Genomic DNA, 22,809 nt, shown 5'->3' on the forward strand with positions numbered 1-22,809 from the left:
GACGTTCTGTCGCAAGGTGACGGTCATGAGCACCGTGACCACCACCGGCCGGGTCGCCGCGACCCCGTCCCCCCTGCCCTCCCGGCCCCGCCTCGACTGGCGACTGCGCTTCGCCGCCCTGTCCTTGATCTGGGGCTTCAGCTTCCTGCTCATCAAGGTGGGCACCGGCGGGTTCGCCCCGTTCCAGGTGACCCTCGGACGGCTGGTGTTCGGTACGGCGGTGCTGGCCGCGGCGATGGCGGTGCGACGCGAGCGGCTGCCGCGCGGCGCGCGCACCTGGGCGCATCTGGCGGTCGCCGCGTTCCTGCTGAACGCCCTGCCGTTCTCCCTGTTCGCGTACGCCGAGCTGACCATCCCGTCGACCCTGGCGGGCATCTGCAACGCGACCTCGCCGCTGTGGGGCATGGCGCTGTCGCTGGTCGCCCTGTCGGAGGACCGCCCGACCCGGATCCGGGTGGCGGGGCTCGGCCTCGGGTTCCTGGGCGTGCTGACCGTGCTGGGCGCGTGGCAGGGCTTCCACGGCCTGGACGCCACCGGCACGGCACTGGCCCTGCTCGGTTCCCTCAGCTACCCGGTGGGCTGGATCTACGTCCGGCGCACCCTGGCGGGCACGGGCCACTCACACCTGTCGATGACCGGGGCCCAGCTGCTCCTGGCCACGGTCCAGCTGGCCGTCGTGACGCCGCTGTTCACGACCCTGCCCACCGGCCTGCCCGTCGTGCCGCTGCTGGCGGTCGCCGCCCTGGGCGCCCTGGGCACGGGTCTGGCCGTGCTGCTGCAGTACGGCCTGGTCGCCGAGGTCGGCCCGACGACCGCGCAGATGGTCACGTACTTCATCCCGGTCATCGCAACGGCCGCCGGTGTCGCCGTGCTGGGCGAGTCCCTGAGGTGGTCCACGCCGGTCGGTGCGGTGATCGTGCTGGTGGGGGCGGCCCTCACGCAGGTGCGGCCCCGGCCCCGGCCTCAGACGTAGCCGCGCGCCGGGGCGGGGCGGAGCGCGGAGGCGACGGCGTCGGCGAGGGTCTGCGTGTCGTCCTCGGTGAGCGTCGAGACGGTGATGCGGATCCCCGGCGGAGCGCTCAGCCGGAAGCGGGCGCCGGGGGACACGGCCCAGCCGGCGTGCAGCAGCCGGGCGACGGCCCCGGTCTCGTCCGGCACGGGCACCCACACGTTCATGCCGCTGCGGCCGTGCGCCGCGACACCGCGCCGCGCGAGCGCCGCGATCAGCGCGTCCCGCCGCTGCCCGTACGCCGCCGCCACCCCGGCCGTGTCCACGGCGCCGTCGGCCCACAGCCGCACCAGGGCCCGCTGCGTCAGCAGGCTCACCCAGCCCGGTCCGAGCTGCTGCCGGCCGCGGACCCGGTCGAGGGTCACCCTGTCCCCGGTGAGCAGGGCGAGCCGCAGGTCCGGCCCGAAGGCCTTGGCGGCCGAGCGGATGAACGCCCAGTGCCGGGTGGCGCCGGCCAGCGGGTGCAGGGGCAGGTCGACGATGCCGTGGCCGTGGTCGTCCTCGATCAGCAGCAGCTCCGGGTATTCGCGCAGGACCGCCCGCAGGGCACGCGCCCGTGCGGCGCCCACCGCGGCACCGGTGGGGTTCTGCGCCCGGTCGGTGACGATCAGGGCGCGTGCCCCCGCCGCGAGGGCCCGGCGCACGGCCTCGGGCCGCGGCCCGTCGTCGTCGACCCCGACGGGGACGGTGCGCAGGCCCAGGGCCGGGACGAGGTCGAAGATGCGCCCCCAGCCCGGGTCCTCGACGGCGACCGTGTCACCCGGCTTGAGGTGCGCCGCCAGCACCCGCTCCACTCCGTCGAGCGCACCGGAGACCACGGCGAGCGGCCCGTCCGGCACGCCGTCGGCGTCGAGCCCGGCGCGCGTGGCACGGGCCAGGGCGGGGTCCACCGGATCGTCGTCGTACAGCACGGGCGTCCGGTCGCCCTGGGCGGCCGCCGCCGCGAAGGCGCCCGCGAGCGGCGGCAGCAGCGCCGGATCCGGGTTGCCGCCGGCCACGTCCCGCACCCCGTCGGGAACCTCGACCCGGATGTGGTCCCGGCCGGTCGTGGCCGGCACGGGACGCACCCGGCTGCCGCGCCGGCCCGCGGTCTCGATGACCCCGCGCTCCCGCAGGGTCCGGTACGCGGCCGCGACCGTGTTCGGGTTCACTCCGAGCTGCTGCGCCAACTCCCGCATCGGAGGCAGCAGTTCACCCGGTTGCAGTTCTCCGTCGCCCACGGCCCGCTCGATGCTCGCCGAGATGTCCGCTGCGCGCCGCCCGCTGATCCGATACTCTCCTAGCACAAACTTGATTATGCACTAGTACAATGGAGAGCGCCATGCAGGGGCCCGCGCAGACGCCGCCGACCGACACCGCCTACACCCGGACCGACCGCACCGTCCCGACGCGCTCCGCGGAACGGGCCTCCTACGACAAGGATCTGGTGCACGCGATACTCGACGAGGCCTACGTCTGTCACCTGGGCTTCGTCCGGGACGGCGCGCCGGTCGTCCTGCCGACGCTGTACGCCCGGGTCGGCGAGCGGCTCTACGTGCACGGCTCCACGGGTTCGCGCCCGCTGCGGGCGGCCGGCCAGGCGGACCCGGGGCTGCCGGTGTGCCTGACCGTCACCCACGTCGACGGTCTGGTCCTGGCACGCTCGGCCTTCCACCACTCGATCAACTACCGCTCGGTGGTGGTGCACGGCGTCGCGTACGACGTGACGGACCCGCAGGAGAGGCGCGAGGCGCTGGACGCCCTGGTCGACCACGTCGTCGCCGGGCGCTCCGCCGACTCCCGCCCGGCGAACAAGAAGGAGCTGGCCGCCACGGCGGTGATCCGCCTCGACCTCGACGAGGTCTCCGCCAAGCTCCGCACCGGCGGTGTGAACGACGAGCCGGAGGACCTGGCCCTCCCCCACTGGGCCGGTGTCGTCCCGGTACGCACGGCTTACGGCACCCCGCTCCCCGACCCGGACCTCGCCCCCGGCACCGCGCTGCCCGGCTACCTGCGGTCCCTGTGACGCCGAGTCCACCCCCGGGCCATGCGCTCCCGGCTCCGCTGCCGCGCCCTGCCGTGGACGGCCCCCGGCGCAGCAGGCGGTACTGCCCGACCCTGCGGTCGACCACTGTCCAACCTCGGGGCGTCTCGGCGCAGGGATCCGCGCCCTGCGCCTCGAAGTGACCGACGCGCGTGCCGAGTTGCAAGTTCGCGGCCCGCGAGCCGGCCGAGGTGCGGGAGCGGATCGCCGCGGGCCTCGCGGCCCGCGGCGGCCCGGGTGACGCCCGGGCGCGGGAGCATTTCCTGCGCGGACGGGAGACCTGAGCTCGCGGCTCAGCCGAGCGGCACGGGCTCCCTCTCCGGGCGTGCGCCCCGCGCCTCCGCGACCGCGAGACCGGTGACCGATCCGAGCATCAGCAGGGTCCCGGCCACCGTGGCGCCCGTGAGGTGCTCACCGAGCAGCAGGACGGCCAGCGCGGCGGCGCTCACCGGTTCCAGCAGCATGATCACCGACACGGTGGCGGACCGTACGACGGCCGCGCCCGCGAAGTACAGGCCGTAGGCGAGGGCCGTCGGCACGGCGGCGACGTACACCAGCAGGAGCAGCAGCCGGCCCGGCGCGTCGGTGTGCGGAACCAGCCCCTCCAGCACGGCGAAGGGCAGCAGGCACAGGCTCGTCACGGCGAACGCCCCGACGGTCGTCCCGGAGGAGTCGGCGCCGCCCTCGCGGCCCCACCGGCGGGTGAGCAGCGTCATCGCGCTGTACCCGGCCGCCGACAGCAGCGCCAGCAGCACTCCTGACGGGCGCACGGTCGTACCGCCACCGCCCAGGACCAGCACCGCGAGGCCCGCGAGGGCGCCCGCGACGGCGGCGGTTCCGCCGCGGCCGAGCCGTTCCGCCAGGGTCAGCCGCGCGCCGAGCGCGATCAGCACCGGCCCGGCGCCCAGGGTGACCACGGTGGCCACGGCCAGGCCCGTGGCGGAGACGGCGGCGAAGTAGGCCGTCTGGAAGACGGCGAGCCCGAGCCCCGTGACGCCGGAGCGCGTGACCCTACGGCCGAGCGGCTCGCGGACGGGCGCCGGTTCGGTGCGTGGCCGCAGCGCGCGGACGGCGAGGAGGACGGCCAGTCCGGCGGCGCAGCGCCAGAAGGAAAGGGCGACGGGCCCCATGTCACTGGCCCGGTAGACCAGGGAGGCCGCCGCGCCCGCGGTGCCCCAGGCGGCACCGGCGACGATCAGGTAGAGGAGGCCTCGCCCCACGGGCAGGCCGGTAGCGGTGTTCGACACGTGTTCTCTCCGCAGAGCGCACGGCACGCCGTCACGGCGGAGGCGGCGGTGCGCGGAAGTTCGGAAGGGACCCCGGGTCGATGGACCGGCGGGATCCGCGGACTTCGTCTGCGGGCAGCACCTTCAGCGCGTCGGCGAGAGCGCCGGGCGCGGTTTCCGGAGGGCCCGCCTCAGGCGGCCGGAGGCGGGAGAACGAGTGCGTCGGACGGCATGATCGAGACCCTACGCGCTGCTCCCGCGCCGGGACAATTCCCTTTCCGGACCGCCCCTGGCCACCGGCTGCTCCGCTCCCTTCGCGGGCGTGGACGACTGCGCGATGAACGCCCCCACCAGCACGATCACACCCCCGGCGATCTGCGGGGCGGACAGGTGCTCGCCCAGCAGCACCCAGGCCAGGACGGTGGCGATGACCGCCTCCAGGCAGGCCACCACCCCGGCGACCTGCGGCGAGAGCCGCCGCACGGAGATCACGCCGGTGACGTACGCGACGACTGTGGCGACCAGGACGATCCACGCCAGCAAGGCGATCGCGGCGACGGGCGTGCCGTCCATGTGCGCGGTGCCCGTGAGCACCGACCAGTCCATGCTCCAGGGACGGGCGACCACGGTCAGGACGGCGGCGCCGACCAGCAGCCCGTAGGCGATGACGCCGAGCGGGTCGGGCGTCTCCTCGCCGGCGTCACTGCCCTGGTCGGACAGGACGAAGTAGCCCACCTGGCAGCAGGCGGCGCCGAGGGCGAGCAGCAGACCCAGGGCGTCGAAGCCCAGGCCCGACCACACCTCGACGACGCAGGCGAGGCCGCCGACCGCGAGGACGACACCGACGGCGGCGGCACGGGTCACGGGCCGCCGCTGGACGAAGCGCACCCAGCCCAGCACGAGCGCGGGCGCCAGGTACTCGATGAGCAGCGCGACCCCGACGGGGATCCGGGACAGGGCCGCGAAGTAGCAGGCCTGGACACCGGCCACCGCCAGCAGGCCGAACCCGGCGAGCAGCCCGGGGCGCCGGCGCAGCAGGGACCGGTGCCGCACGGCGAGCGGCAGCATCACCAGGGCCGCCCCGGCGACCCGGAGCCAGACCACGTGGAGCGGGTCGAGGCCCGCCTCGATCAGCGGCTTGGCCGCGACACCGGACCCGCCGAAGGCCACCGCGGAGCCGAGCGCGAGGCTCAGCCCCACCCCCCTGCCGCGTCCGCTCGCGCTGCTGTCAGTCGTACGCACCGGCACATGATGACAGGCGCCGACAGGAGCGTCACCCCCTATGACACCTGTCTCAACCCGTGGACGACCGGAGCGCGGCCGCTCACGGGCCGGTCTCGCCGCACTCCTCCGTGGCGCCGGGCCGGTCCCCGATCAGGGGGCACACCTCGCGCGGGTCGATCCCGGCCCACCGGACCACCTCGACCGCGCGCGCCTGGGGGTCGGCCAGGAGCGCGGCGAGCAGGTCGGTGCCGCGGGCCTGTTCGCCCCGCGCGGCGGCCCGTTCCCGGGCCTCGTCGAGCGACGCGGACGCGAGCGGCGAGAAGCCCGCCGCTCCGGGTGCCGCGGGGAGGGCGCCCGAGTCCTCGACCCGGCCCTGCCAGCGCAGTCCGTAGCCGATGCTGCGCTGGACGAGGTAACCGAGCAGCCGTGCGATCCGCGGCCCGTCGCCGAAGGCGGCACGCACGGCGGGGTCGGACTCCAGCAGGGAGTGCAGCAGATGGGCCGTGTCGACCTGTTGGTCCCCGTCCCGGACCGCCCGGCGGCGGGCGCCGCCGATCACCGGGGCCAGCACGGCACCGAATCCGGCATCGTTGTCGGCGCGCTGACCTTCGGGCTCCCGGGCCGACTGCCGGGGGATCGGGGATCGCGGGGATTGCACACCCCCACCCCATCAGCCCCGCCCGCCCGGGTCATCGGCGGCGGGAACCATCTCCGCGTCCCACGGGAAGTGGACGCGGCCGGGCGGAATCTCCTCCTTGCGGAGGACATCAGACGGGCTCCCCTCGCCTCCCGGTACGACGGACGGCCGGCGGGACCGGCCCACCGGTACACGCCAAGGCGCCCCCGGATCCCTCCGGGGGCGCCTGCCGCAGACCGGCCTCAGTCCTCGTCGGCGAGGATCAGGTACAGCTTCTTGCGCGCCTCGTTGATGACGCCGAGCGCCTTCTCCCGCTGCTCCTTGCTGCCGGTCTTCCAGACCTGCCCGAAGGCTTCCATCAGCCCGAACCCGGCCTGGCGGATCTCGCCGAGCGCTTCCCAGTCGACCCCGCGGGAGGCCTCCTCCCAGGGTGCCTCGGGCCCCTCGCCGGCGGCCTCCCGGCCCGCTTCGGTGAGGGAGAACAGCTTCTTGCCGCCCTCCGACTCGCTGACGATCAGGCCCTCGTCCTCCAGCAGCTGAAGGGTCGGGTAGACCGAGCCGGGGCTGGGCTTCCACGCCCCGCCGCTGCGCTCGGCGATCTCCTGGATCATCTCGTAGCCGTGCATCGGCCGGTCCTTCAGCAGGGCCAGGATCGAGGCCCGCACGTCACCGCGCCGCGCCCGCCCCCTCGGCCCTCCGCGCCCGCGCCCGCCCCAGGGGCCGGGACCGAAGCCCGGCCCGCCGGGCCCGCCCCAGCCGGGACCTCCCGGGCCGAAGGGACCGAAGGCCGCGCGCAGCCCCTCGAAGCCGCCGAGGCCGTGCCGGTGTCCACCGGGTCCGTGTCCGTGCTCGAAACCGTGGGTACGCATTGCCACCACTCCATTCCATCGTTGATCTGTCGCGATGCTTCAACGATATATCGGAACAGCTCGCCCGACAAGGCCCGTCTCCTCAGCGCCCGGGCACGCGTGCCCGTCCGAAGCGGTCCGCACGTCGCGGATTGGCCTTGGCCTGCGGCGTCACCCAGGACCTAGCGTCGGGACATGCGGATCCGAATCGTCGACGCCTTCACCGACCGCCCCTTCTCCGGCAACCCGGCCGGAGTACTGCTGCTGCCCGACGCGGACGCCTTCCCGGACGACACCTGGCTCCAGGACGTCGCCCGGGAGGTCAACCACGCCGAGACGGCCTTCGCCCACCCCCTCCCCCCGGGCGGACGAGCCGACTGGGCCCTGCGGTGGTTCACCCCGGCCACCGAGGTCGCCCTGTGCGGGCACGCCACCCTCGCCACCGCCCACGTCCTGCACACCACCGGCGCCCACGAGGGCCCGGTGCGCTTCGCCACCCGCAGCGGCGTGCTCGCGGCCGCGCCGGCGCCGGACGGCTCCGTGACGATGGACTTCCCGACGGCGCCGCTCACCCCCGCCGATCCGCCCGCCGGCCTCGCCACGGCCCTGGGCGCCGAGCCGCTCACCGTCCTCGACACCGGCCCGGACGTCGGCGACCTGCTGGTCGAGCTCGCCGATGAGCAGACGGTCCGCGGCCTCGTCCCCGACCTGCGGGCCCTCGCCGCCTGCTCCGAGCGCGGCGTCATCGCCACGGCGCGGGCCGCGGACCCGTCCCGGGGCTACGACTTCGTCTCGCGCTGCTTCTTCCCGAACGTCGGCATCGACGAGGACCCGGTGACGGGGAGCGCCCACACCGCACTGGCCCCGTTCTGGTCCGGGCGCCTGGGCCGCCCCGGCCTCACGGGCCTGCAGGCCTCACCCCGCGGCGGCCGCGTGCACACCCGACTGCGCGACGGGCGCACCCTGCTCACCGGCCGTGCGGTCACGGTCCTCGACGGCCGTCTGCTGGCCTGAGACGCCGAAGGGGCGTACGACAACCGTCGTACGCCCCTGTCGCGCCGGCCGTCACGCCGTCGGCAGCCAGCCCACCTTGCCCGCCAGGAGCGCGTACCCGACGAACGCCCCGATGTCGAGCAGCGCGTGCGCCACCACCAGGGGACCGACCCGGCCCCAGCGGCGGTAGAGCCAGACGAAGACGACGCCCATGACCATGTTCCCGACGAAACCGCCGATGCCCTGGTAGAGGTGGTACGAGCCGCGCAGCACCGAACTGCCCACCAGCGCGGCCGTCGGTGTCCAGCCCAGCTGCCCGAGACGGCGCAGCAGGTAGCCGACGACGATGACCTCCTCCAGTACGGCGTTCTGGATCGCCGACAGGATGAGGACCGGGTACTTCCACCACACGGCGGGCAGCGCCTCGGGCACCACGGTGAGGTTGAAGCCGAGGCCGCGGGCCGCGAGGTAGAAGGCGATGCCCGTGCTGCCGATGACCGCGGCGACCGCCGCGCCGCGCCCGAGGTCGGGCCACGGACGCGTGCGGTCGAAGCCGAGGGTGCGCAGGCTCGCGCCCTCGCGCAGCAGGAAGTGGGCGACGAGCGCGACGGGCACCAGCGCGGTGGTGATCCCGAACAGCTGCCAGGCGAGGTCGAGCCAGGGGCGGCCGGGTGCGGCCGAGGCGTTCATGGTGGCCGCCTGGTCCTTGAGCCCGCCGGGCCTGGTGACCGACCCGATGAAGCTGATCAGCGCGGAGACCCCGCTCGCTCCGAGCGACAGCGCGAGGACCAGCAGCGTCTCGCTGCGCAGCATCCGCCGCGAGAGCCCCTGCCGGGGTAGGGAATCGCCCACCGGGCTCGCCTCCGCCTGCACACCCGCCTCCACTTCACCGACCTGTCGGATCAGTATGGCGGCAGCGGGAGGCGGCCCGGTGTGCGCCCTCAGCCCAGCGACACCGGCTCGGGCAGTCCCACGGGCCAGCTGTGCACCGGGTCGCCCTTGTGCATCAGCTCGCGGTACCGCCGGGTGGTGGCGGCCAGCGCGTCCTCCCGGCCGAGGCCCGCGTCGAGTGCCTGGTGGAAGGTCGCGGCCTGCCAGCCGGCCCCGTTCGTGCGGCGCCGGCAGCGCTCCTCGATCACGCCCAGGTACAGGTCGCGGTCGGCCGGTTCGACGCCCCAGGCGTCCAGGCCCGCCTCGGCGAGCGGGAGCAGCTCGTCGCGGATCAGGTTCACCGCGTCGACCTGTGTGACGCCGCCGTGGCGGCCGCGGGGCCAGGTGAAGCGGGCGTCGATGCCGTCCTTGCAGGCGGCGTCGAAGTTGGCGGCGGCCGCCTCGAACGGCAGCCGCGTCCACACCGGCCGGCTCTCCTCGGCGAGGGCCCGGACGACGCCGTAGTAGAACGCCGCGTTGGCGACGATGTCCACGACCGTCGGCCCGGCGGGCAGGACGCGGTTCTCCACGCGCAGGTGCGGGACGCCGTCGGCGACCTCGTACACCGGACGGTTCCAGCGGTAGATCGTGCCGTTGTGCAGCACGAGTTCGGCGAGCGAGGGCGCGCCGCCCCGGTCGATCACCTCGAGCGGGTCCTCGTCGTCGCAGATCGGCAGCAGCGCCGGGTAGTAGCGCAGGTTCTCCTCGAACAGGTCGTACGCGGAGGAGATCCAGCGCTCGCCGAACCAGGTGCGCGGGCGGACGCCCTGGGCCTGGAGTTCCGGCGGGCGGGTGTCCGTGGACTGCTGGAACAGCGGCGGACGCGACTCGCGCCACAGTTCGCGGCCGAACAGGAAGGGCGAGTTGGCACCGACGGCGATCTGCGCGGCGGCGACCGCCTGGGCCGCGTTCCACACGTCGGCGAAGCGGGACGGGGTCACCTGCAGGTGCAGCTGCACGGAGGTGCAGGCCGCCTCGGGCGCGATGGACTTCGAGGTGCACCTGAGGTGCTCCACGCCCTCGATGTCGAGGGTGAACTCCTCGCCGCGGGCGGCCACGATCTGGTCGTTGAGGAGGGTGTAGCGGTCGACGTCGGAGAGGTTCGACGAGACCAGGTCGTCACGGTCGAGCGTCGGCAGAATACCGATCATCACGATGCCGGCGTCGACCTCGGCCGCTTTTCGGTCCGCATATGCCAGTGACGTACGGAGTTCTTCCGCGAGCCGGTCGAATACCCGGCCGTCCACCCGGTGCGGGGGGATGTTGACTTCCAGGTTGAACATGGCGAGCTCGGTTTGGAAGTCGCGGCTCGCGATGCGTTCGAGGACTTGCTTGTTCAACATTTTCGGCATGCCGTCGGCACCCGCCAGATTCAGTTCGATCTCCAGCCCCATGAGGTTCTTGGGGCGGTCGAACCGCTTCTCCGCCAGGAGTCGCTCCAAGCCCGTCAGACACTGACCCAGCTTGTCGCGGTAGCGCTGGCGATCGGACAGGTCGAACCGGCCTGCCACGACCTTCTCCCCCATTGAGCGTCCCTCCTCGGATGTTGCGGGCCGAGATCCGGCCGCCGGGGTCCCGGTCAGGTAAGGGATGCCCAGCGAAAGCGATCGATAACGTCCCGGGCCGTCCCGGTGACCGCTACGCTGGTCACATGTGACCGGTGGCACATTCGCCCGGCATGACGCGCACGACGGGATAGCGGTCCGGCGAACTCGTGAAAAACGCCGACGAGAATGGGCCGACCGCTTCGCGGACGTGTTCCGAGGTCACCGCCGTGCACCCCCGCCTGAAATCGGGATTAATCTCGCGTATCGCCGACCGAATGTACCCTTGTCCTACTCACCGGAAACGGCTAGGCGAAACACAGTCTGAACCCGTGTCGTATAAACTTCGCGAACAAGGCAGAAGGTTGGCGCCCACGGTCGATGGGTTCTGCCGTCGAGGCGATGTTCGACGGGACCCACCCCCCTCTCGTTTCCCTGACCCCGGCCCCTGCCTCTCTGACCTTTCGTGAGCTGACAGCGCCGTCCGCCCCCGCCCTCGCGCCACCGTGCCTTTGAATGAGAGGCGACCCACCATGCCGCTGCATGTCCCGCCGGCTCCCGCGCCCGCACTCCGTTCCGTCCTGGCCGCGCTCTCCTCCCCCACCGCGGTCCGGGAAGCGCGAACTCCCTCCCTGCTCCGCAGCCAGGTGCCCGGCACACCCGAGCTCCCCTTGCCCGTGCACGTGCTGGACCGGGTCACCGCCGAGGGCGTGTCCGCGACCCGGCTGGCCGGGTGGCGGTTCCTGATCCGCTGCGGCGAGCACGCCGTGGCCGCGGCGGACACCATGCTGACGCCGGACGGCTGGACCTTCTCCCATTTCTTCGAGGGCCCGTACATCACCTCCACCGAGCTCGCCCTGCGCCAGGCCGAGGCGATGCCGCAGCCCTACCAGCCGCGCCTGCTGTCGGTCCCCGGGCTCTACATGCTCACGCTGTGGCTGCACGAGGACTGCGCCGCCGACGGGGCCGACGGGCACCCGGCGGCCACCGACCTCCTCGTGCCCCTGGCACCCGCGCCGCCCGGCATCGCGGCCCATCGCCCGCACCGCGTCGCCGAGCTGCTCCCGGTGCTGACCCACCGGGCGAGCCCGACCCGTCTGCTCGGCTCACCCGCCTGAGGCCACCACGGACCGACGTTCACGTACCCCGTCGCCGGAGTCCCGGCGGCGGGGTACGGCCGTTCCCCCTCGTCGGTGCCGGTCCGGCCTCCGCTCCGACGAGCACACCGGGACTCGTACGAGCCGGTCGGAGCGGGTGGCCCGACCGGACTAGCCCCATCAGGCCACGCCGAACCACCCGAAGGGACAGCTCAGTTGGGATGAACCGTCCGCGCGGGTGACGCGTCCTGAAGCGGTGAGAGGCGGTGCTGCGAAATCCCTGCGGATCGACGCCCGTGGGGCAACACTGGGTTCCGACGAACAAACCGACGGGGGGCGGCCATGGACGACACTTCCAGCCGCGGAACAGAAGCGACGGCCGAGCCTGTCGACTCGGTCACCACGTCCACCACGACAGAGCGAAAGATCCCACCCATGTGCCAGCACCAGCCGCCGTGTCCGCCCGCCGACTCCGCCGACCGGGAATCCGCCCGCCTGGTGGCGCACCACCCGGAACAGGGTTGGAGCCTGCTGTGCAACGGCGTCGTGCTCTTCGAGGACACCGGTGAACTGTTGCCGGACGGCCGGGTCATCGCCCCGCACCGTCCGATGGCGGGCAGCCAGGTGACGACGGCCGCCTGAGGGGCCGCCGGGCGGGGCGACACCCCACCCGGCGGACGTCACCCCTTGGTGGCGCCGGCGGTCAGCCCGCCGACGAGCTGGCGCTCGGCGACGGAGTAGAAGGCCAGCGCCGGGACCATGGCCAGCACCAGGTAGGCGAAGACCTTGGCGTACTCCGCGGAGTACTGCCCCTGGAACTGCTGGACCCCGATGGGCAGCGTCCACCACGTCGACTCGGTGAACACCAGCAGCGGCAGGAAGAAGTTGTTCCAGCTGGTGACGACGGCCAGGACGGAGACCGTGCCGAGCGCGGGCCGTGCCATCGGCAGCAGCACCCGCCAGAAGAAGCCGAGGGAACTGCACCCGTCGAGCGTGGCGGCCTCCTCCAGTTCCCCCGGGATCTGCCGGAAGAAGCCCCGCAGGATGATGATCGTCATCGGCAGCCCGAACGCCGCTTGCGGGAGGATCACGCCGAGCGGGTTGTCCAGCAGGCCCAGCGACCGCAGGAGCAGGAACAGCGGCAGGGCCGCCACCGCGAACGGGAACATCAGCCCCAGCGTGAACAGGGTGAACAGCACCTCCCGGCCGCGGAAGGCGAACCGCGCGAAGGAGAAGGCCGACAGCGCCGACACGGCGACGACCAGGACCGTCGTGCCCACCGCGATCAGCGTGCTGTTGCCGATCAGGCGCCAGAAGTCCCCCGAGCCGAGGATCTGGGTGTAGTTGGAGGTCACCCAGGACTCGGGCAGCCCGACCGGGTTGCGGGACAGCTCGTCGGTGGTCTTGAAGCCGGACAGCCCGGCGTAGAGCAGGGGGACGGCCATCACCGCACCCACGACGACCAGGACGAGGTGCAGCGGGAGGTTCCGCCCCTTGCGCACGGCCTGACGACTGGTCACTTTCCGTCTCCCCGCATGGTCGTGGTGGCCCCTTCCAGGTCGCGCCGGAGCACGAACCGCTGGTAGGCGAGGGCGAAGACGAGACTGATGGCGAACATGACCACGCTGATCGCGCCGGCGTAGCCGACCTGGTAGCGCTTGAAGCCGTACTGGAACATGGTCACGGCCATGGTCTCGGAGTGGTGGTCGGGGCCGCCCGCGGTGGTGACCCACACCAGGTCGAACAGCTGGATGGAGCCGATGACCGCCAGGAACACGCTGATGCGCAGGGTGGGTGCGAGCAGCGGCAGCGTGACGTTGCGGAAGCGCTGCCAGGGGCCGGCTCCGTCGATGAGCGCCGCCTCGGTCAGCTCTCTGGGGACGGCCTGGAGGCCGGCCAGGTAAAGCATCACGTGGAAGCCGAAGTACTTCCACGTCATGACCAGGAACAGGGTCGCCATCACGGTGGACTGGTCGGCGAACCACTGCCCGCCCACGCCGTCCAGGCCGATCCGCCCGAGGACCTGGTCGGCGAAGCCGTCGTCCGGGGCGAAGATCATGCCGAAGAGGATTCCGGTGATCGCCTCGGACAGGACGTACGGGGCGAAGAACAGCATCCGGTAGACCGCCCGGCCGCGCATGCGCTGGTTGAGCAGGACGGCCATGGCGAGCGCGAACGGCAGCTGGACGGCGAGTGTGAGCACCACCAGGACGAGACAGCGCCACAGGTCGCCGAGGAAGACGTCGTCCTGGAGGAGCCGGGTGAAGTTCTCGCCGCCGATGTAGTCGGTGGGCATGCCGAAGCCGCCCCAGCGGAAGAACGCGACGTACAGGGCGAACAGCATCGGCAGCAGCACGAGCCCGAGGAACAGCGCGAGCGCGGGCACCTGGAAGCCCACCGCGGTGAGCCAGTGCAGTGTGCGGCGCCGGGCCCGGCTCCCGGACTTCGGCACGGGCGGGGGCGGGGCGCCGGGGCCGGGACCGGTCCGTTTGTCCGGCAGGAACGTGGAGGTCATCGCCGGCTACTGCTCTTCCTTCGCGGTCCTGGTGATGGACTGGGCGACCTGGCCGGGCGACTTGGAGCCGGCGACGAGCGCGGCGACGCTGTCGTTGACCTCCTGGCCGACGGCGGGCGCGTAGGCCTGGTCGAGGTAGAGCTGGAATCCGGTGGCCGCCTTCAGTTGTGCCTGGACGGCCTTGATGTTGGGGTCGGCGATGGCCTTCTCGGCGGCCGGGACGACGGGCAGGACGCCGGTCTTCTCGACCAGTTCCAGGTCGGTGGCCTCGGAGGCGAAGAACTGCAGGAAGTCGACGGCCTCCTGCGGGGCGCCCCGGCGCAGGGCGTGGCCGCCTCCCCCGCCGAACACCTCGGTGATGGTGCCCTTGCCGCCGTCGACGGCCGGGAACGGGAAGAAGCCGAGGTCCTTGCCGAGGCCCTCGCCCGCGTCGGCCTGCACGGTGGGGGCCCACTGGCCCATCAGCTCCATGGCCGCCTTGCCGTTGCCGACGGTGGCGGCCTGGCCGGTGGGCGTGGAGTAGGCGGCGCCGAGGAAGCCCTTCTGGAACGGCTGGAGGGCGACGAGTTCGCCGAGGTGCTCGCCCGCCTCGACGAAGGGGGCGCCGGTGAAGTCCTTGGCGTCGTAGGCCTCCTGCAGCGCGCCGGCGCCGGCGGTGCGCATCGCCAGGTAGGCCCAGTAGTACATGCCGGGCCACTTCTCCTTGCCGGCCAGCGCCAAGGGCGTGATCTTCGCGTCCTTGAGCCGTCGCACGGCGTCGAGGAACGCGTGCCAGGTGGTGGGGGGCCGGTCGATGCCGGCCTCGGCGAAGTGCGCCTTGTTGTACCAGAAGCCGATCATGCCGATGTCGAACGGGATGCCGTAGACCTTGTCGTCGATCAGGTACGGCTCCTTGGCGACCGGGAGCAGCCCCTCGCTCCACGGCTTGGTCCGGTCGGTGAGGTCCTCGACGAGCCCGGCGTCGACCTGCTGCTTGAGCACGCCGCCACCCCAGGTGTGGAAGATGTCGGGCAGCTTCCCGGACGCCGTCAGAGCCGTCATCTTCGACTTGTAGGCGTCGTTCTCCAGCTGGACGATCTTTATCTTCACCTTGGGGTTCTGCGCCTCGTACTTCTTGGCGAGCGAGGCCCAGACGCTCTTGGCGGGCTGGGTGGTGGAGATGTTCCACCACTCGATGGTGGTCGTCCCGGACGATCCTCCGTCCGAGTCCCCGCCGCATGCGGTCAGTGCCGTCGTCCCCAGACCGGCCGCGGCGGAGGCCGCCAGGAAGCCGCGGCGGGACAGTGCCGGGTGGCCCATCATGCGCTCCTCGAAAGTTTCGACTGAGATTCAGAAAGCTGCGTTGATGCCGCACCCTAGAGACAGCGGCCAAACGGTGACAACCCCTCGTGCGCGGTGAATCTTCAGACGGCATAAGGTCGTTGAGGCGCACGAAACATTCGGATACGGCTCCGAACGTTCCGCGTCCGCCCCTGCGACAGCACGTGCGACAGCACGTGCTCTGATCGGGCAGTCCGGCGAGGGCCGTAAGCGAGCCGAGCCGTGCACCGATCCCGCAGCCGCCTCCGCCCGCGCCGCCGCCGTAGGGTGACGGCCATGCAGTCGTACACGATCGGCCAGGCAGCACGGCTGCTCGGCGTGAGCCCCGACACCGCGCGGCGCTGGGCGGACGCGGGCCGCATCACCACCCATCGGGACGAGACCGGACGGCGGCTCGTCGACGGACGGGACCTGGCCGCCTTCTCCGTCGAACTCGCCAGGTCCGCCACTCCCGAGGACGACGCCCCCTACACCTCGGCCCGCAACGCCTTCCCGGGCATCGTCACCGCCATCAAGCTCGGGGACGTCGCCGCCCAGGTGGAGATCCAGGCCGGCCCGCACCGGCTGGTCTCCCTGCTCACCCGGGAGGCCGTGGAGGAACTGGGCCTGGAGGTCGGCATGGAGGCCACGGCCCGCGTGAAGTCGACCAACGTGCACATCGACCGGGTCTGACGTCTCCGCCGCCCGCACATACACACCTACAGCCCCCGTTCGCGTCGCTCATGCGATGCGACAGGAGACTTATGCCTGGCAGATGCGCCAGTATGATCGGCGTATCGGAAGGGCCCTGCGGGTTCTTCCCCCGCCGGCAGAGGGAGTGGCCCCGAGATGATCCGTCCCGCGCAGAGGACCCGCCGGACACTCCGGGTCGCCGGCGGGGCCGCGGCGGCGCTGCTGGCCCTGAGCGCCTGCTCCTCCACGGACTCGGACGCGGCGCCGGGCAAGGACGCGTCCGACTCCTCCGCGCTGTCGGGCACGGTCACCGTGTTCGCCGCCGCCTCCCTCCAGGAGAGCTTCGAGAAGCTCGGCACCACCTTCGAGAAGCAGCACCCGGGCACCGAGATCACCTTCAGTTTCGGTGGCAGCGACAGCCTCGCCGCGGGCATCAACAGCGGCGCCCCGGCCGACGTCTTCGCCGCCGCCAGCCCCAGGACCATGAAGCTCGTGACGGACCGGGAGGGCACGGCGGGCGCCCCCGCCACCTTCGTCCGCAACCGCCTGCAGATCGCCACCCTGCCCGGCAACCCCGACGGGATCACCTCCCTGAAGGACCTCGCGAAGCCCGGCCTCAAGGTCGTGCTGTGCGACAGGACGGTCCCGTGCGGTGCGGCCGCCCAGAAGGCCCTGAAGGCGGGCGGCCTCAAGGTCACACCCGTCTCCTACGAGCAGGACGTCAAGAGCGCGCTGACGAAGGTCGAGCTGAAGGAGGCCGACGCGGCCGTCGTCTACCGCACCGACGTGCGGGCGGCGGGTGACAAGGTGGACGGCGTGGACTTCCCCGAGTCGGCCGACGCCGTCAACGACTACCCGATCGCCCTGCTCGACGACGCCCGCAACCCCGGGACCGCCAAGGCCTTCATCGCCCTGGTGCGCTCCGCCGAGGGCCGCGAGGTGCTGTCCGGGGCCGGGTTCCTCGAACCGTGACCGGCGCGCAGGAGAGCCGTCCGCACCGCACACGCCGGCGCGGCGGCAGCCCGCGTGGCCGGACCCGGACGGTACCGGTCCCCCTGCTCGTCCCCGCCGTGATCGGGCTGGCCTTCCTGCTCCTGCCGCTGATCGCCCTGCTGGTGCGGGCACCCTGGCGCAGCCTGCCCGACCAACTGACCAGCCCGCAGGTCTGGGAGGCGCTCCGGCTCTCCCTGGTGTGCGCCACGGCGGCGACGGCTCTGAGCCTCGTCGTCGGCGTGCCGCTGGCCTGGCTGCTGGCCCGCACGAACTTCCCCGGCCGGGGCTTCGTACGGGCCCTGGTGACCCTGCCCCTGGTGCTGCCGCCGGTCGTGGGCGGTGTGGCCCTGCTGCTCGCGTTCGGACGCAACGGCGTGGTGGGCCAGTGGCTGGACTCCTGGTTCGGCATCACGCTGCCCTTCACCACGGCGGGCGTCGTCCTGGCGGAGACCTTCGTGGCGATGCCGTTCCTCGTCATCAGCGTGGAGGGCACCCTGCGGGCCGCCGACCCCCGCTACGAGGAGGCCGCCGCCACCCTGGGCGCCTCCCGCTTCACCGCGTTCCGCCGGGTCACCCTGCCGCTGATCGCGCCGGGCATCGCAGCAGGGGCGGTCCTGGCCTGGGCCCGGGCCCTGGGGGAGTTCGGGGCGACCATCACCTTCGCGGGGAACTTCCCCGGCCGCACGCAGACCATGCCGCTGGCCGTCTACCTGGCCCTGCAGAACGACCCGGCGGCGGCGATCGCCCTCAGCCTGGTGCTGCTGGCGGTGTCCATCGCGGTGCTGGCGGCCCTGCGCGAGCGGTGGATGACGGCGTCGTGACCGACCGTATGCGCGGCCGGGCGCGCTCCCACCACGAGAGCGACCGCCACCTGCCCGACGACGACCCTTTCGACCTCTGGACGACGCACCCATGACCGACCCCGACGACGACACGCCCCGGCGCCCCCTCCCCCAGGGACTCGACGCCCGTCTCCTCGTCGACCGGGGTGCGTTCCGGCTGGACGTCACGCTGACCGCCGCCCCGGGCGACGTCGTGGCCCTGCTGGGCCCGAACGGCGCCGGCAAGACGACCGCCCTGCGCGCTCTGGCCGGCCTCGTCCCCCTCACCTCCGGGCATCTGCGCCTGGACGGCACGACGCTGGACGGCTCGCCGCCCGAGGCCCGGCCCGTGGGCGTGGTCTTCCAGGACTACCTGCTCTTCCCGCACCTGACCGCCCTGGACAACGTGGCCTTCGGCCCGCGCTGCCGGGGCGCCGGCAAGGCCGAGGCACGCGCCCGGGCCGCCGAGTGGCTCGACCGCATGGGCCTCGCGGACCATGCCGGGGTCAGGCCCCGCCGTCTCTCCGGGGGCCAGGCCCAGCGCGTGGCCCTGGCCCGGGCCCTGGCGACGGAGCCCCGCCTGCTGCTCCTGGACGAGCCCCTGGCCGCCCTCGACGCCCGGACCCGCCTGGAGGTGCGCGCCCAGCTGCGCCGGCACCTCGCCGCGTTCGAGGCCGTGGCCGTACTCGTCACCCACGATCCGCTGGACGCCATGGTGCTGGCCGATCGCCTGGTCGTCGTCGAGCACGGCGCGGTCGTCCAGGAGGGCACGCCCGCGGACATCGCCCGCCACCCCCGGACCGACTACATCGCGCGGCTCGTCGGCCTCAACCTCTACCGGGGCCGGGCCGAGGGCCACACCGTCCGGCTCGCCGCGGGCCCCGCCATCACCACCACCGAGGAGCTGTCCGGGCCGGTCTTCGTGGCGTTCCCGCCGGGCGCGGTCACGCTGCACCGCGAGCGTCCGGCCGGCTCCAGCGCCCGCAACCTGTGGCGCTGCGAGGTCGCCGGGCTGGAGACGCACGGCGACCAGATCCGCGCCGACCTCACCGGCGAACTCCCCCTCACCGCCGACCTGACCACGGTCGCGGCGGCCGAACTCGATCTGCGCCCCGGGGCGCCGGTGTGGGCGGCGGTCAAGGCGACGCAGACCCACGCCTACCCGGCGTGACACCCGGGCCCGCGGTCTCCTTCACCGGGTCGCTCTCGCGGAGCGGCCGACATGCCGGGAGGGGCCCCGCCTCCGCGGAGCCCCTCCCTGGAACGGTGCGACCGATCGGCCGGATCAGTCGTCGTACGCGTCCAGCGGCGGGCACGAGCAGACCAGGTTGCGGTCGCCGTAGGCCTGGTCGATGCGGCGGACCGGCGGCCAGTACTTGTCGGCGGCCGACACCCCGGCCGGGAAGACGGCCTCCTCGCGGCTGTAGGCGTGCTCCCACTCGCCGGCGAGGGCGTCGGCGGTGTGCGGGGCGCCGCGCAGCGGGTTGTCCTCCGCGGGCCACGCGCCGGAGCCGACCTTCTCGATCTCCGCGCGGATGGCGATCATCGCCTCGCAGAACCGGTCGAGCTCGGCCAGGTCCTCCGACTCGGTCGGCTCGATCATCAGCGTCCCGGCCACGGGGAACGACATCGTCGGCGCGTGGAAGCCGTAGTCGATCAACCGCTTGGCCACGTCGTCGACGCTCACGCCGGTCGCCTTGGTCAGCGGACGCAGGTCGATGATGCACTCGTGCGCCACGAGCCCGCCCGGGCCGGTGTAGAGCACCGGGTAGTGCGGCTCCAGCCGCTTGGCGATGTAGTTGGCGCTGAGCACGGCCACCTGCGTGGCCCGCTTCAGCCCCTCACCGCCCATGAGCCGGACGTAGGCCCACGAGATGGGCAGGATGCCGGCCGAGCCCCACGGGGCCGCCGAGATCGGTCCGACGCCCGTCTCGGGACCGGCCTCGGGCTGCAGCGGGTGGTTCGGCAGGTACGGCGCGAGGTGCTCGCGCACCGCCACCGGGCCGACGCCGGGACCACCGCCGCCGTGCGGGATGCAGAACGTCTTGTGCAGGTTCAGGTGCGAGACGTCACCGCCGAAGTGCCCGGGCTTGGCGAGGCCGACGAGCGCGTTGAGGTTGGCGCCGTCGACGTAGACCTGGCCGCCCGCCTCGTGCACCTGCGCGCAGATGTCGGCGACGTGCTCCTCGAACACCCCGTGGGTCGACGGGTAGGTGATCATCAGCACGGCCAGCTGGTCGCGGTACTGCTCGATCTTCGCCCGCAGGTCCTCGACGTCGATCTCGCCGTCCCCGGCGGTCTTCACGACGACGACCTTCATGCCGGCCATCACGGCGCTGGCCGCGTTGGTGCCGTGCGCGGACGACGGGATCAGGCAGATGGTGCGCTGCTCGTCGCCGTTGGCCCGGTGGTATCCGCGGACGGCCAGCAGACCGGCCAGCTCGCCCTGCGAACCGGCGTTGGGCTGCAGGGAGACCTTGTCGTAGCCGGTGACCTCGGCGAGACGGTCCTCGAGCTCGTGGATCAGGGTGAGGTACCCCGCGGCCTGCTCGGCGGGGGCGAAGGGGTGCAGCTGCCCGAACTCGGGCCAGGTGACCGGCTCCATCTCCGTGGTCGCGTTGAGCTTCATGGTGCACGAGCCCAGCGGGATCATGCCCCGGTCGAGCGCGTAGTCCCGGTCGGCCAGCTTGCGCAGGTAGCGCAGCATGGCCGTCTCGGAGCGGTGCTGGTGGAAGACGGGGTGGGTCAGGTAGTCGTCGGTGCGCAGCACGGCGGCCGGGAGGACCTCCTCGGCGGCGGCGTCCAGGGTCTCCACGCTGCCCTCGACGCCGAAGGCGGCCCACACGGCGCGCAGCTGGGCGCGGGTGGTGGTCTCGTCGCAGGCGATGGAGACGTGGTCGGCGTCGACGAGGCGCAGGTTCACCCCGTTGTCCCGGGCGGCGGCCACGACGTCGGCGGCCCGGCCCTCGACCCGCGCGGTCACGGTGTCGAAGTAGGAGCCGTGCACGACCTCGACCCCGCCGTTCGCCAGCCCGGCGGCGAGGACGGTGGCGTACCGGTGGGTGCGCTGGGCGATGCCCTTGAGGCCGTCGGGCCCGTGGTAGACGGCGTACATGCCGGCCATGACGGCGAGCAGCACCTGCGCGGTGCAGATGTTGCTGGTGGCCTTCTCCCGGCGGATGTGCTGCTCGCGGGTCTGCAGCGCCAGCCGGTAGGCCCTGTTCCCGTCGACGTCGACGGACACGCCGACGAGCCGGCCGGGCAGGCTGCGCGCCATCTTGTCCTGGACGGCCATGTAACCGGCGTGCGGACCGCCGAAGCCCATGGGGACGCCGAAGCGCTGCGTCGTGCCGACCGCGATGTCCGCACCGAGCTCACCGGGGGACTTCAGCAGCGTCAGCGCGAGCAGGTCGGCGGCGACGGTGACGAGGGCCCCGAGCCCGTGCGCCTGGTCGATGACCGGCTTGATGTCCCGCACGGCTCCGGAGGCGCCCGGGTACTGGATCAGTACGCCGTTGATCTCGCGCTCGGCGATCTCGGCGGGGATGCCGTCGGCGAGGTCGGCGACGACGACCTCGACACCGGTCGGCTCGGCGCGGGTCTGGATGACGGCGATGGTCTGCGGCAGCGCGTCCGCGTCGACCAGGAACAGGCCCTTCTTGTTCTTGCCCAGGCGCCGCGACAGCGCCATGGCCTCGGCGGCCGCGGTGCCCTCGTCGAGCAGCGAGGCGCCCGAGGTCGGCAGCCCGGTGAGGTCGGCGACCATGGTCTGGAAGTTCAGCAGCGCCTCGAGCCGGCCCTGCGAGATCTCCGGCTGGTACGGCGTGTAGGCCGTGTACCAGGACGGGTTCTCCATGACGTTGCGCAGCACGACCGGCGGCGTGTGGGTGCCGTGGTACCCCAGGCCGATCATCGAACCGAGGACCTGGTTGCGGTCGGCGAGGGAACGCAGCTCGGCGATCACCTCGGCCTCGCTGCGGGCGCCCGGCAGGTCCAGCGCCTCGGCGCTCTTGATCACGGCCGGGACCGCGGCGGCCGTCAGCTCGTCCAGCGAGCCGTAGCCGACGTGGGCCAGCATCTTGGCACGGGCCTCGTGGTCGGGCCCGATGTGGCGCTGCTCGAAGGGGACTGCCTCTTCGAGTTCGGAGAGCGGAATGCGGTGGGCGGTCATTGCGGAGGCCTCCTGGTCTGACGCGACCTGCGAGGGGCACCACGGCGCGGGTACCCGGACGGCCTCCCCCTCTGTCATCTCAACCTGAGAGCTTCACCGGATCGCCCGAAGACGTCCGGTTTTCACCGTCGGTGAGAGCGGAAGCCGTCGACACCCGCCCTGCTTTCCAGAGTGACCTCGTCCGTGCGGTACGTGTGCCTGAGAGATTCCGGGGAGGATTTGCTCCTTCGGCGCCTCCGATGGTGTCTGGAGGACTCTCCCGCACGGGGTCAGCAGCCGCTGTCAGCGTACCAGCGAGGTCAACGCACGAGCCTTCGAGTGGCCGCATCCCTGCTTGTACCGTTTTGTTAGGTCTACAGGTGACTTGCGACCATGTGGAGGGCCCGTGCGTACCGACATCGATCCGCGCAGTCTGATCGGCCGCAAGGCGTTCGACCGCAACGGCACCAGGATCGGCACCATCGACGAGGTGTACCTCGACGACGCCACGGGCGAGCCGGAGTGGGCGGCGATACGCACCGGTCTGTTCAGCAGGGACGCGTTCGTCCCGCTCGAGCCCAGCGAGCTGATCGAGGGCGCGCTGCACGTCCCCTTCGAACGCGCCCTCATCAAGGACGCCCCCGACTTCGGGGTGGGCCGCCACCTCTCCCCGGAGCAGGAACTCCAGCTCTACCACCACTACGGCCTGGACATCGCCGCCCCGCCCCCGCTCCCGGACCGCGACTTCGGCAGACTGGCGGGCACGGACGAGACGAAGGCCTGAGCACGTCCCGGTCCCGGCAGCAC

Annotated in this window: 22 protein-coding genes and 1 riboswitch; of the genes, 11 read left to right on the plus strand and 11 right to left on the minus strand. The window is 72.7% G+C overall.

Annotated features, from left to right (window positions below; translation table 11 throughout):
- Nucleotides 1–25: 25 nt before the first annotated feature.
- Nucleotides 26–973, plus strand: coding sequence for a DMT family transporter (locus tag ACZ4M5_RS14460; RefSeq protein ID WP_467736476.1), 948 nt, complete (start codon nucleotides 26–28; stop codon nucleotides 971–973).
- On the opposite strand, the gene ACZ4M5_RS14465 is transcribed toward ACZ4M5_RS14460, so the two are convergent.
- Nucleotides 964–2,295, minus strand: a complete 1,332-nt coding sequence (locus tag ACZ4M5_RS14465; RefSeq protein WP_467736478.1) for an aminotransferase class I/II-fold pyridoxal phosphate-dependent enzyme — start codon at nucleotides 2,293–2,295, stop codon at nucleotides 964–966. The genes ACZ4M5_RS14460 and ACZ4M5_RS14465 overlap by 10 nt on opposite strands.
- Before the next feature lie 23 nt (nucleotides 2,296–2,318).
- On the opposite strand from ACZ4M5_RS14465, the gene ACZ4M5_RS14470 reads away from it, so the two are divergent.
- Nucleotides 2,319–3,014 carry a pyridoxamine 5'-phosphate oxidase family protein gene (locus ACZ4M5_RS14470; RefSeq protein ID WP_467736480.1) on the plus strand — a complete coding sequence of 232 codons (696 nt, stop codon included), beginning with the start codon at nucleotides 2,319–2,321 and terminating at the stop codon, nucleotides 3,012–3,014.
- Nucleotides 3,015–3,184: 170 nt separating this feature from the next.
- Nucleotides 3,185–3,316, plus strand: coding sequence for a hypothetical protein (locus ACZ4M5_RS14475; protein WP_467736482.1), 132 nt, complete (start codon nucleotides 3,185–3,187; stop codon nucleotides 3,314–3,316).
- A 9-nt stretch (nucleotides 3,317–3,325) separates the two neighbouring features.
- On the opposite strand, the gene ACZ4M5_RS14480 is transcribed toward ACZ4M5_RS14475, so the two are convergent.
- From ACZ4M5_RS14480 to ACZ4M5_RS14495, 4 genes are all read right to left on the minus strand, one after another.
- Nucleotides 3,326–4,279, minus strand: coding sequence for a DMT family transporter (locus ACZ4M5_RS14480; RefSeq protein ID WP_467736484.1), 954 nt, complete (start codon nucleotides 4,277–4,279; stop codon nucleotides 3,326–3,328).
- Nucleotides 4,280–4,501: 222 nt separating this feature from the next.
- Complete coding sequence (locus ACZ4M5_RS14485) at nucleotides 4,502–5,506, minus strand: EamA family transporter (RefSeq protein ID WP_467736486.1); 1,005 nt, start codon at nucleotides 5,504–5,506, stop codon at nucleotides 4,502–4,504.
- Between the two features lie 76 nt (nucleotides 5,507–5,582).
- A complete protein-coding gene (locus tag ACZ4M5_RS14490) occupies nucleotides 5,583–6,140 on the minus strand; it encodes a peptidase (protein WP_467736488.1) in 558 nt (185 codons plus the stop codon).
- 221 nt (nucleotides 6,141–6,361) lie between these two features.
- Entirely contained in the window at nucleotides 6,362–6,988 is a 627-nt protein-coding gene (locus ACZ4M5_RS14495; RefSeq protein WP_467736490.1) for a PadR family transcriptional regulator, read from the minus strand.
- A 174-nt stretch (nucleotides 6,989–7,162) separates the two neighbouring features.
- On the opposite strand from ACZ4M5_RS14495, the gene ACZ4M5_RS14500 reads away from it, so the two are divergent.
- On the plus strand, nucleotides 7,163–7,981 hold the full coding sequence (locus tag ACZ4M5_RS14500) for a PhzF family phenazine biosynthesis protein (protein ID WP_467736492.1): 819 nt from the start codon (nucleotides 7,163–7,165) through the stop codon (nucleotides 7,979–7,981).
- Nucleotides 7,982–8,032: 51 nt separating this feature from the next.
- Here ACZ4M5_RS14500 and ACZ4M5_RS14505 read toward each other — a convergent pair whose 3' ends face one another.
- On the minus strand, nucleotides 8,033–8,833 hold the full coding sequence (locus tag ACZ4M5_RS14505) for a CPBP family intramembrane glutamic endopeptidase (RefSeq protein WP_467736494.1): 801 nt from the start codon (nucleotides 8,831–8,833) through the stop codon (nucleotides 8,033–8,035).
- Nucleotides 8,834–8,901: 68 nt separating this feature from the next.
- Nucleotides 8,902–10,416 (minus strand): glutamate-cysteine ligase family protein, encoded by a 1,515-nt coding sequence (locus tag ACZ4M5_RS14510; protein WP_467736496.1) that lies wholly within the window; start codon nucleotides 10,414–10,416, stop codon nucleotides 8,902–8,904.
- Between the two features lie 551 nt (nucleotides 10,417–10,967).
- On the opposite strand from ACZ4M5_RS14510, the gene ACZ4M5_RS14515 reads away from it, so the two are divergent.
- Entirely contained in the window at nucleotides 10,968–11,552 is a 585-nt protein-coding gene (locus ACZ4M5_RS14515; protein ID WP_467736498.1) for a hypothetical protein, read from the plus strand.
- A 414-nt stretch (nucleotides 11,553–11,966) separates the two neighbouring features.
- The gene (locus ACZ4M5_RS14520; protein ID WP_467736500.1) at nucleotides 11,967–12,173 is read left to right on the plus strand and encodes a DUF5999 family protein; all 207 of its coding nucleotides are present in this window, start codon (nucleotides 11,967–11,969) and stop codon (nucleotides 12,171–12,173) included.
- A 38-nt stretch (nucleotides 12,174–12,211) separates the two neighbouring features.
- On the opposite strand, the gene ACZ4M5_RS14525 is transcribed toward ACZ4M5_RS14520, so the two are convergent.
- From ACZ4M5_RS14525 to ACZ4M5_RS14535, 3 genes are all read right to left on the minus strand, one after another.
- Nucleotides 12,212–12,976 (minus strand): carbohydrate ABC transporter permease, encoded by a 765-nt coding sequence (locus ACZ4M5_RS14525; protein ID WP_467736592.1) that lies wholly within the window; start codon nucleotides 12,974–12,976, stop codon nucleotides 12,212–12,214.
- 71 nt (nucleotides 12,977–13,047) lie between these two features.
- Nucleotides 13,048–14,046: a carbohydrate ABC transporter permease gene (locus tag ACZ4M5_RS14530; protein WP_467736502.1), complete on the minus strand. Its 999-nt coding sequence runs from the start codon at nucleotides 14,044–14,046 to the stop codon at nucleotides 13,048–13,050.
- Nucleotides 14,047–14,052: 6 nt separating this feature from the next.
- Entirely contained in the window at nucleotides 14,053–15,345 is a 1,293-nt protein-coding gene (locus tag ACZ4M5_RS14535) for an extracellular solute-binding protein (protein ID WP_467736594.1), read from the minus strand.
- Nucleotides 15,346–15,642: 297 nt separating this feature from the next.
- Between ACZ4M5_RS14535 and ACZ4M5_RS14540 the strand changes: the two genes are divergently transcribed.
- The 4 genes from ACZ4M5_RS14540 to ACZ4M5_RS14555 all read left to right on the plus strand — a co-directional run bounded on the left by ACZ4M5_RS14540 (nucleotide 15,643) and on the right by ACZ4M5_RS14555 (nucleotide 19,023).
- A complete protein-coding gene (locus ACZ4M5_RS14540) occupies nucleotides 15,643–16,038 on the plus strand; it encodes a TOBE domain-containing protein (RefSeq protein ID WP_467736504.1) in 396 nt (131 codons plus the stop codon).
- Nucleotides 16,039–16,194: 156 nt separating this feature from the next.
- On the plus strand, nucleotides 16,195–17,010 hold the full coding sequence (gene modA / locus ACZ4M5_RS14545; RefSeq protein ID WP_467736506.1) for a molybdate ABC transporter substrate-binding protein: 816 nt from the start codon (nucleotides 16,195–16,197) through the stop codon (nucleotides 17,008–17,010).
- A complete protein-coding gene (locus ACZ4M5_RS14550) occupies nucleotides 17,007–17,852 on the plus strand; it encodes an ABC transporter permease (RefSeq protein WP_467736508.1) in 846 nt (281 codons plus the stop codon). The genes modA and ACZ4M5_RS14550 overlap by 4 nt, the downstream gene beginning before the upstream one ends.
- Nucleotides 17,853–17,943: 91 nt before the next feature.
- A complete protein-coding gene (locus ACZ4M5_RS14555; RefSeq protein ID WP_467736510.1) occupies nucleotides 17,944–19,023 on the plus strand; it encodes an ABC transporter ATP-binding protein in 1,080 nt (359 codons plus the stop codon).
- A 114-nt stretch (nucleotides 19,024–19,137) separates the two neighbouring features.
- Here the strand turns inward: ACZ4M5_RS14555 and gcvP are convergent, their stop codons facing one another.
- Nucleotides 19,138–22,023, minus strand: a complete 2,886-nt coding sequence (gcvP, locus tag ACZ4M5_RS14560) for an aminomethyl-transferring glycine dehydrogenase (RefSeq protein ID WP_467736512.1) — start codon at nucleotides 22,021–22,023, stop codon at nucleotides 19,138–19,140.
- Between the two features lie 176 nt (nucleotides 22,024–22,199).
- Nucleotides 22,200–22,295, minus strand: a riboswitch (glycine riboswitch).
- 113 nt (nucleotides 22,296–22,408) lie between these two features.
- Between gcvP and ACZ4M5_RS14565 the strand changes: the two genes are divergently transcribed.
- Nucleotides 22,409–22,786 (plus strand): PRC-barrel domain-containing protein, encoded by a 378-nt coding sequence (locus ACZ4M5_RS14565; protein ID WP_398108686.1) that lies wholly within the window; start codon nucleotides 22,409–22,411, stop codon nucleotides 22,784–22,786.
- Nucleotides 22,787–22,809: the final 23 nt, after the last annotated feature.

It is taken from the genome of Streptomyces sp. NPDC026246 (genome assembly GCF_055567995.1).

Bases quoted from the DNA above. Each gene is read 5' to 3' on its own strand.
- ACZ4M5_RS14460 (WP_467736476.1), top strand. From the start codon at position 26: ATGAGCACCGTGACCACCACCGGCCGGGTCGCCGCGACCCCGTCCCCC.
- ACZ4M5_RS14470 (WP_467736480.1), top strand. From the start codon at position 2,319: ATGGAGAGCGCCATGCAGGGGCCCGCGCAGACGCCGCCGACCGACACC.
- ACZ4M5_RS14495 (WP_467736490.1), bottom strand. From the start codon at position 6,988: ATGCGTACCCACGGTTTCGAGCACGGACACGGACCCGGTGGACACCGG.
- ACZ4M5_RS14500 (WP_467736492.1), top strand. From the start codon at position 7,163: ATGCGGATCCGAATCGTCGACGCCTTCACCGACCGCCCCTTCTCCGGC.
- ACZ4M5_RS14510 (WP_467736496.1), bottom strand. From the start codon at position 10,416: ATGGGGGAGAAGGTCGTGGCAGGCCGGTTCGACCTGTCCGATCGCCAG.
- ACZ4M5_RS14515 (WP_467736498.1), top strand. From the start codon at position 10,968: ATGCCGCTGCATGTCCCGCCGGCTCCCGCGCCCGCACTCCGTTCCGTC.
- ACZ4M5_RS14520 (WP_467736500.1), top strand. From the start codon at position 11,967: ATGTGCCAGCACCAGCCGCCGTGTCCGCCCGCCGACTCCGCCGACCGG.
- ACZ4M5_RS14525 (WP_467736592.1), bottom strand. From the start codon at position 12,976: ATGGCCGTCCCCCTGCTCTACGCCGGGCTGTCCGGCTTCAAGACCACC.
- ACZ4M5_RS14530 (WP_467736502.1), bottom strand. From the start codon at position 14,046: ATGACCTCCACGTTCCTGCCGGACAAACGGACCGGTCCCGGCCCCGGC.
- ACZ4M5_RS14535 (WP_467736594.1), bottom strand. From the start codon at position 15,345: ATGGGCCACCCGGCACTGTCCCGCCGCGGCTTCCTGGCGGCCTCCGCC.
- ACZ4M5_RS14540 (WP_467736504.1), top strand. From the start codon at position 15,643: ATGCAGTCGTACACGATCGGCCAGGCAGCACGGCTGCTCGGCGTGAGC.
- modA (WP_467736506.1), top strand. From the start codon at position 16,195: ATGATCCGTCCCGCGCAGAGGACCCGCCGGACACTCCGGGTCGCCGGC.
- ACZ4M5_RS14555 (WP_467736510.1), top strand. From the start codon at position 17,944: ATGACCGACCCCGACGACGACACGCCCCGGCGCCCCCTCCCCCAGGGA.
- gcvP (WP_467736512.1), bottom strand. From the start codon at position 22,023: ATGACCGCCCACCGCATTCCGCTCTCCGAACTCGAAGAGGCAGTCCCC.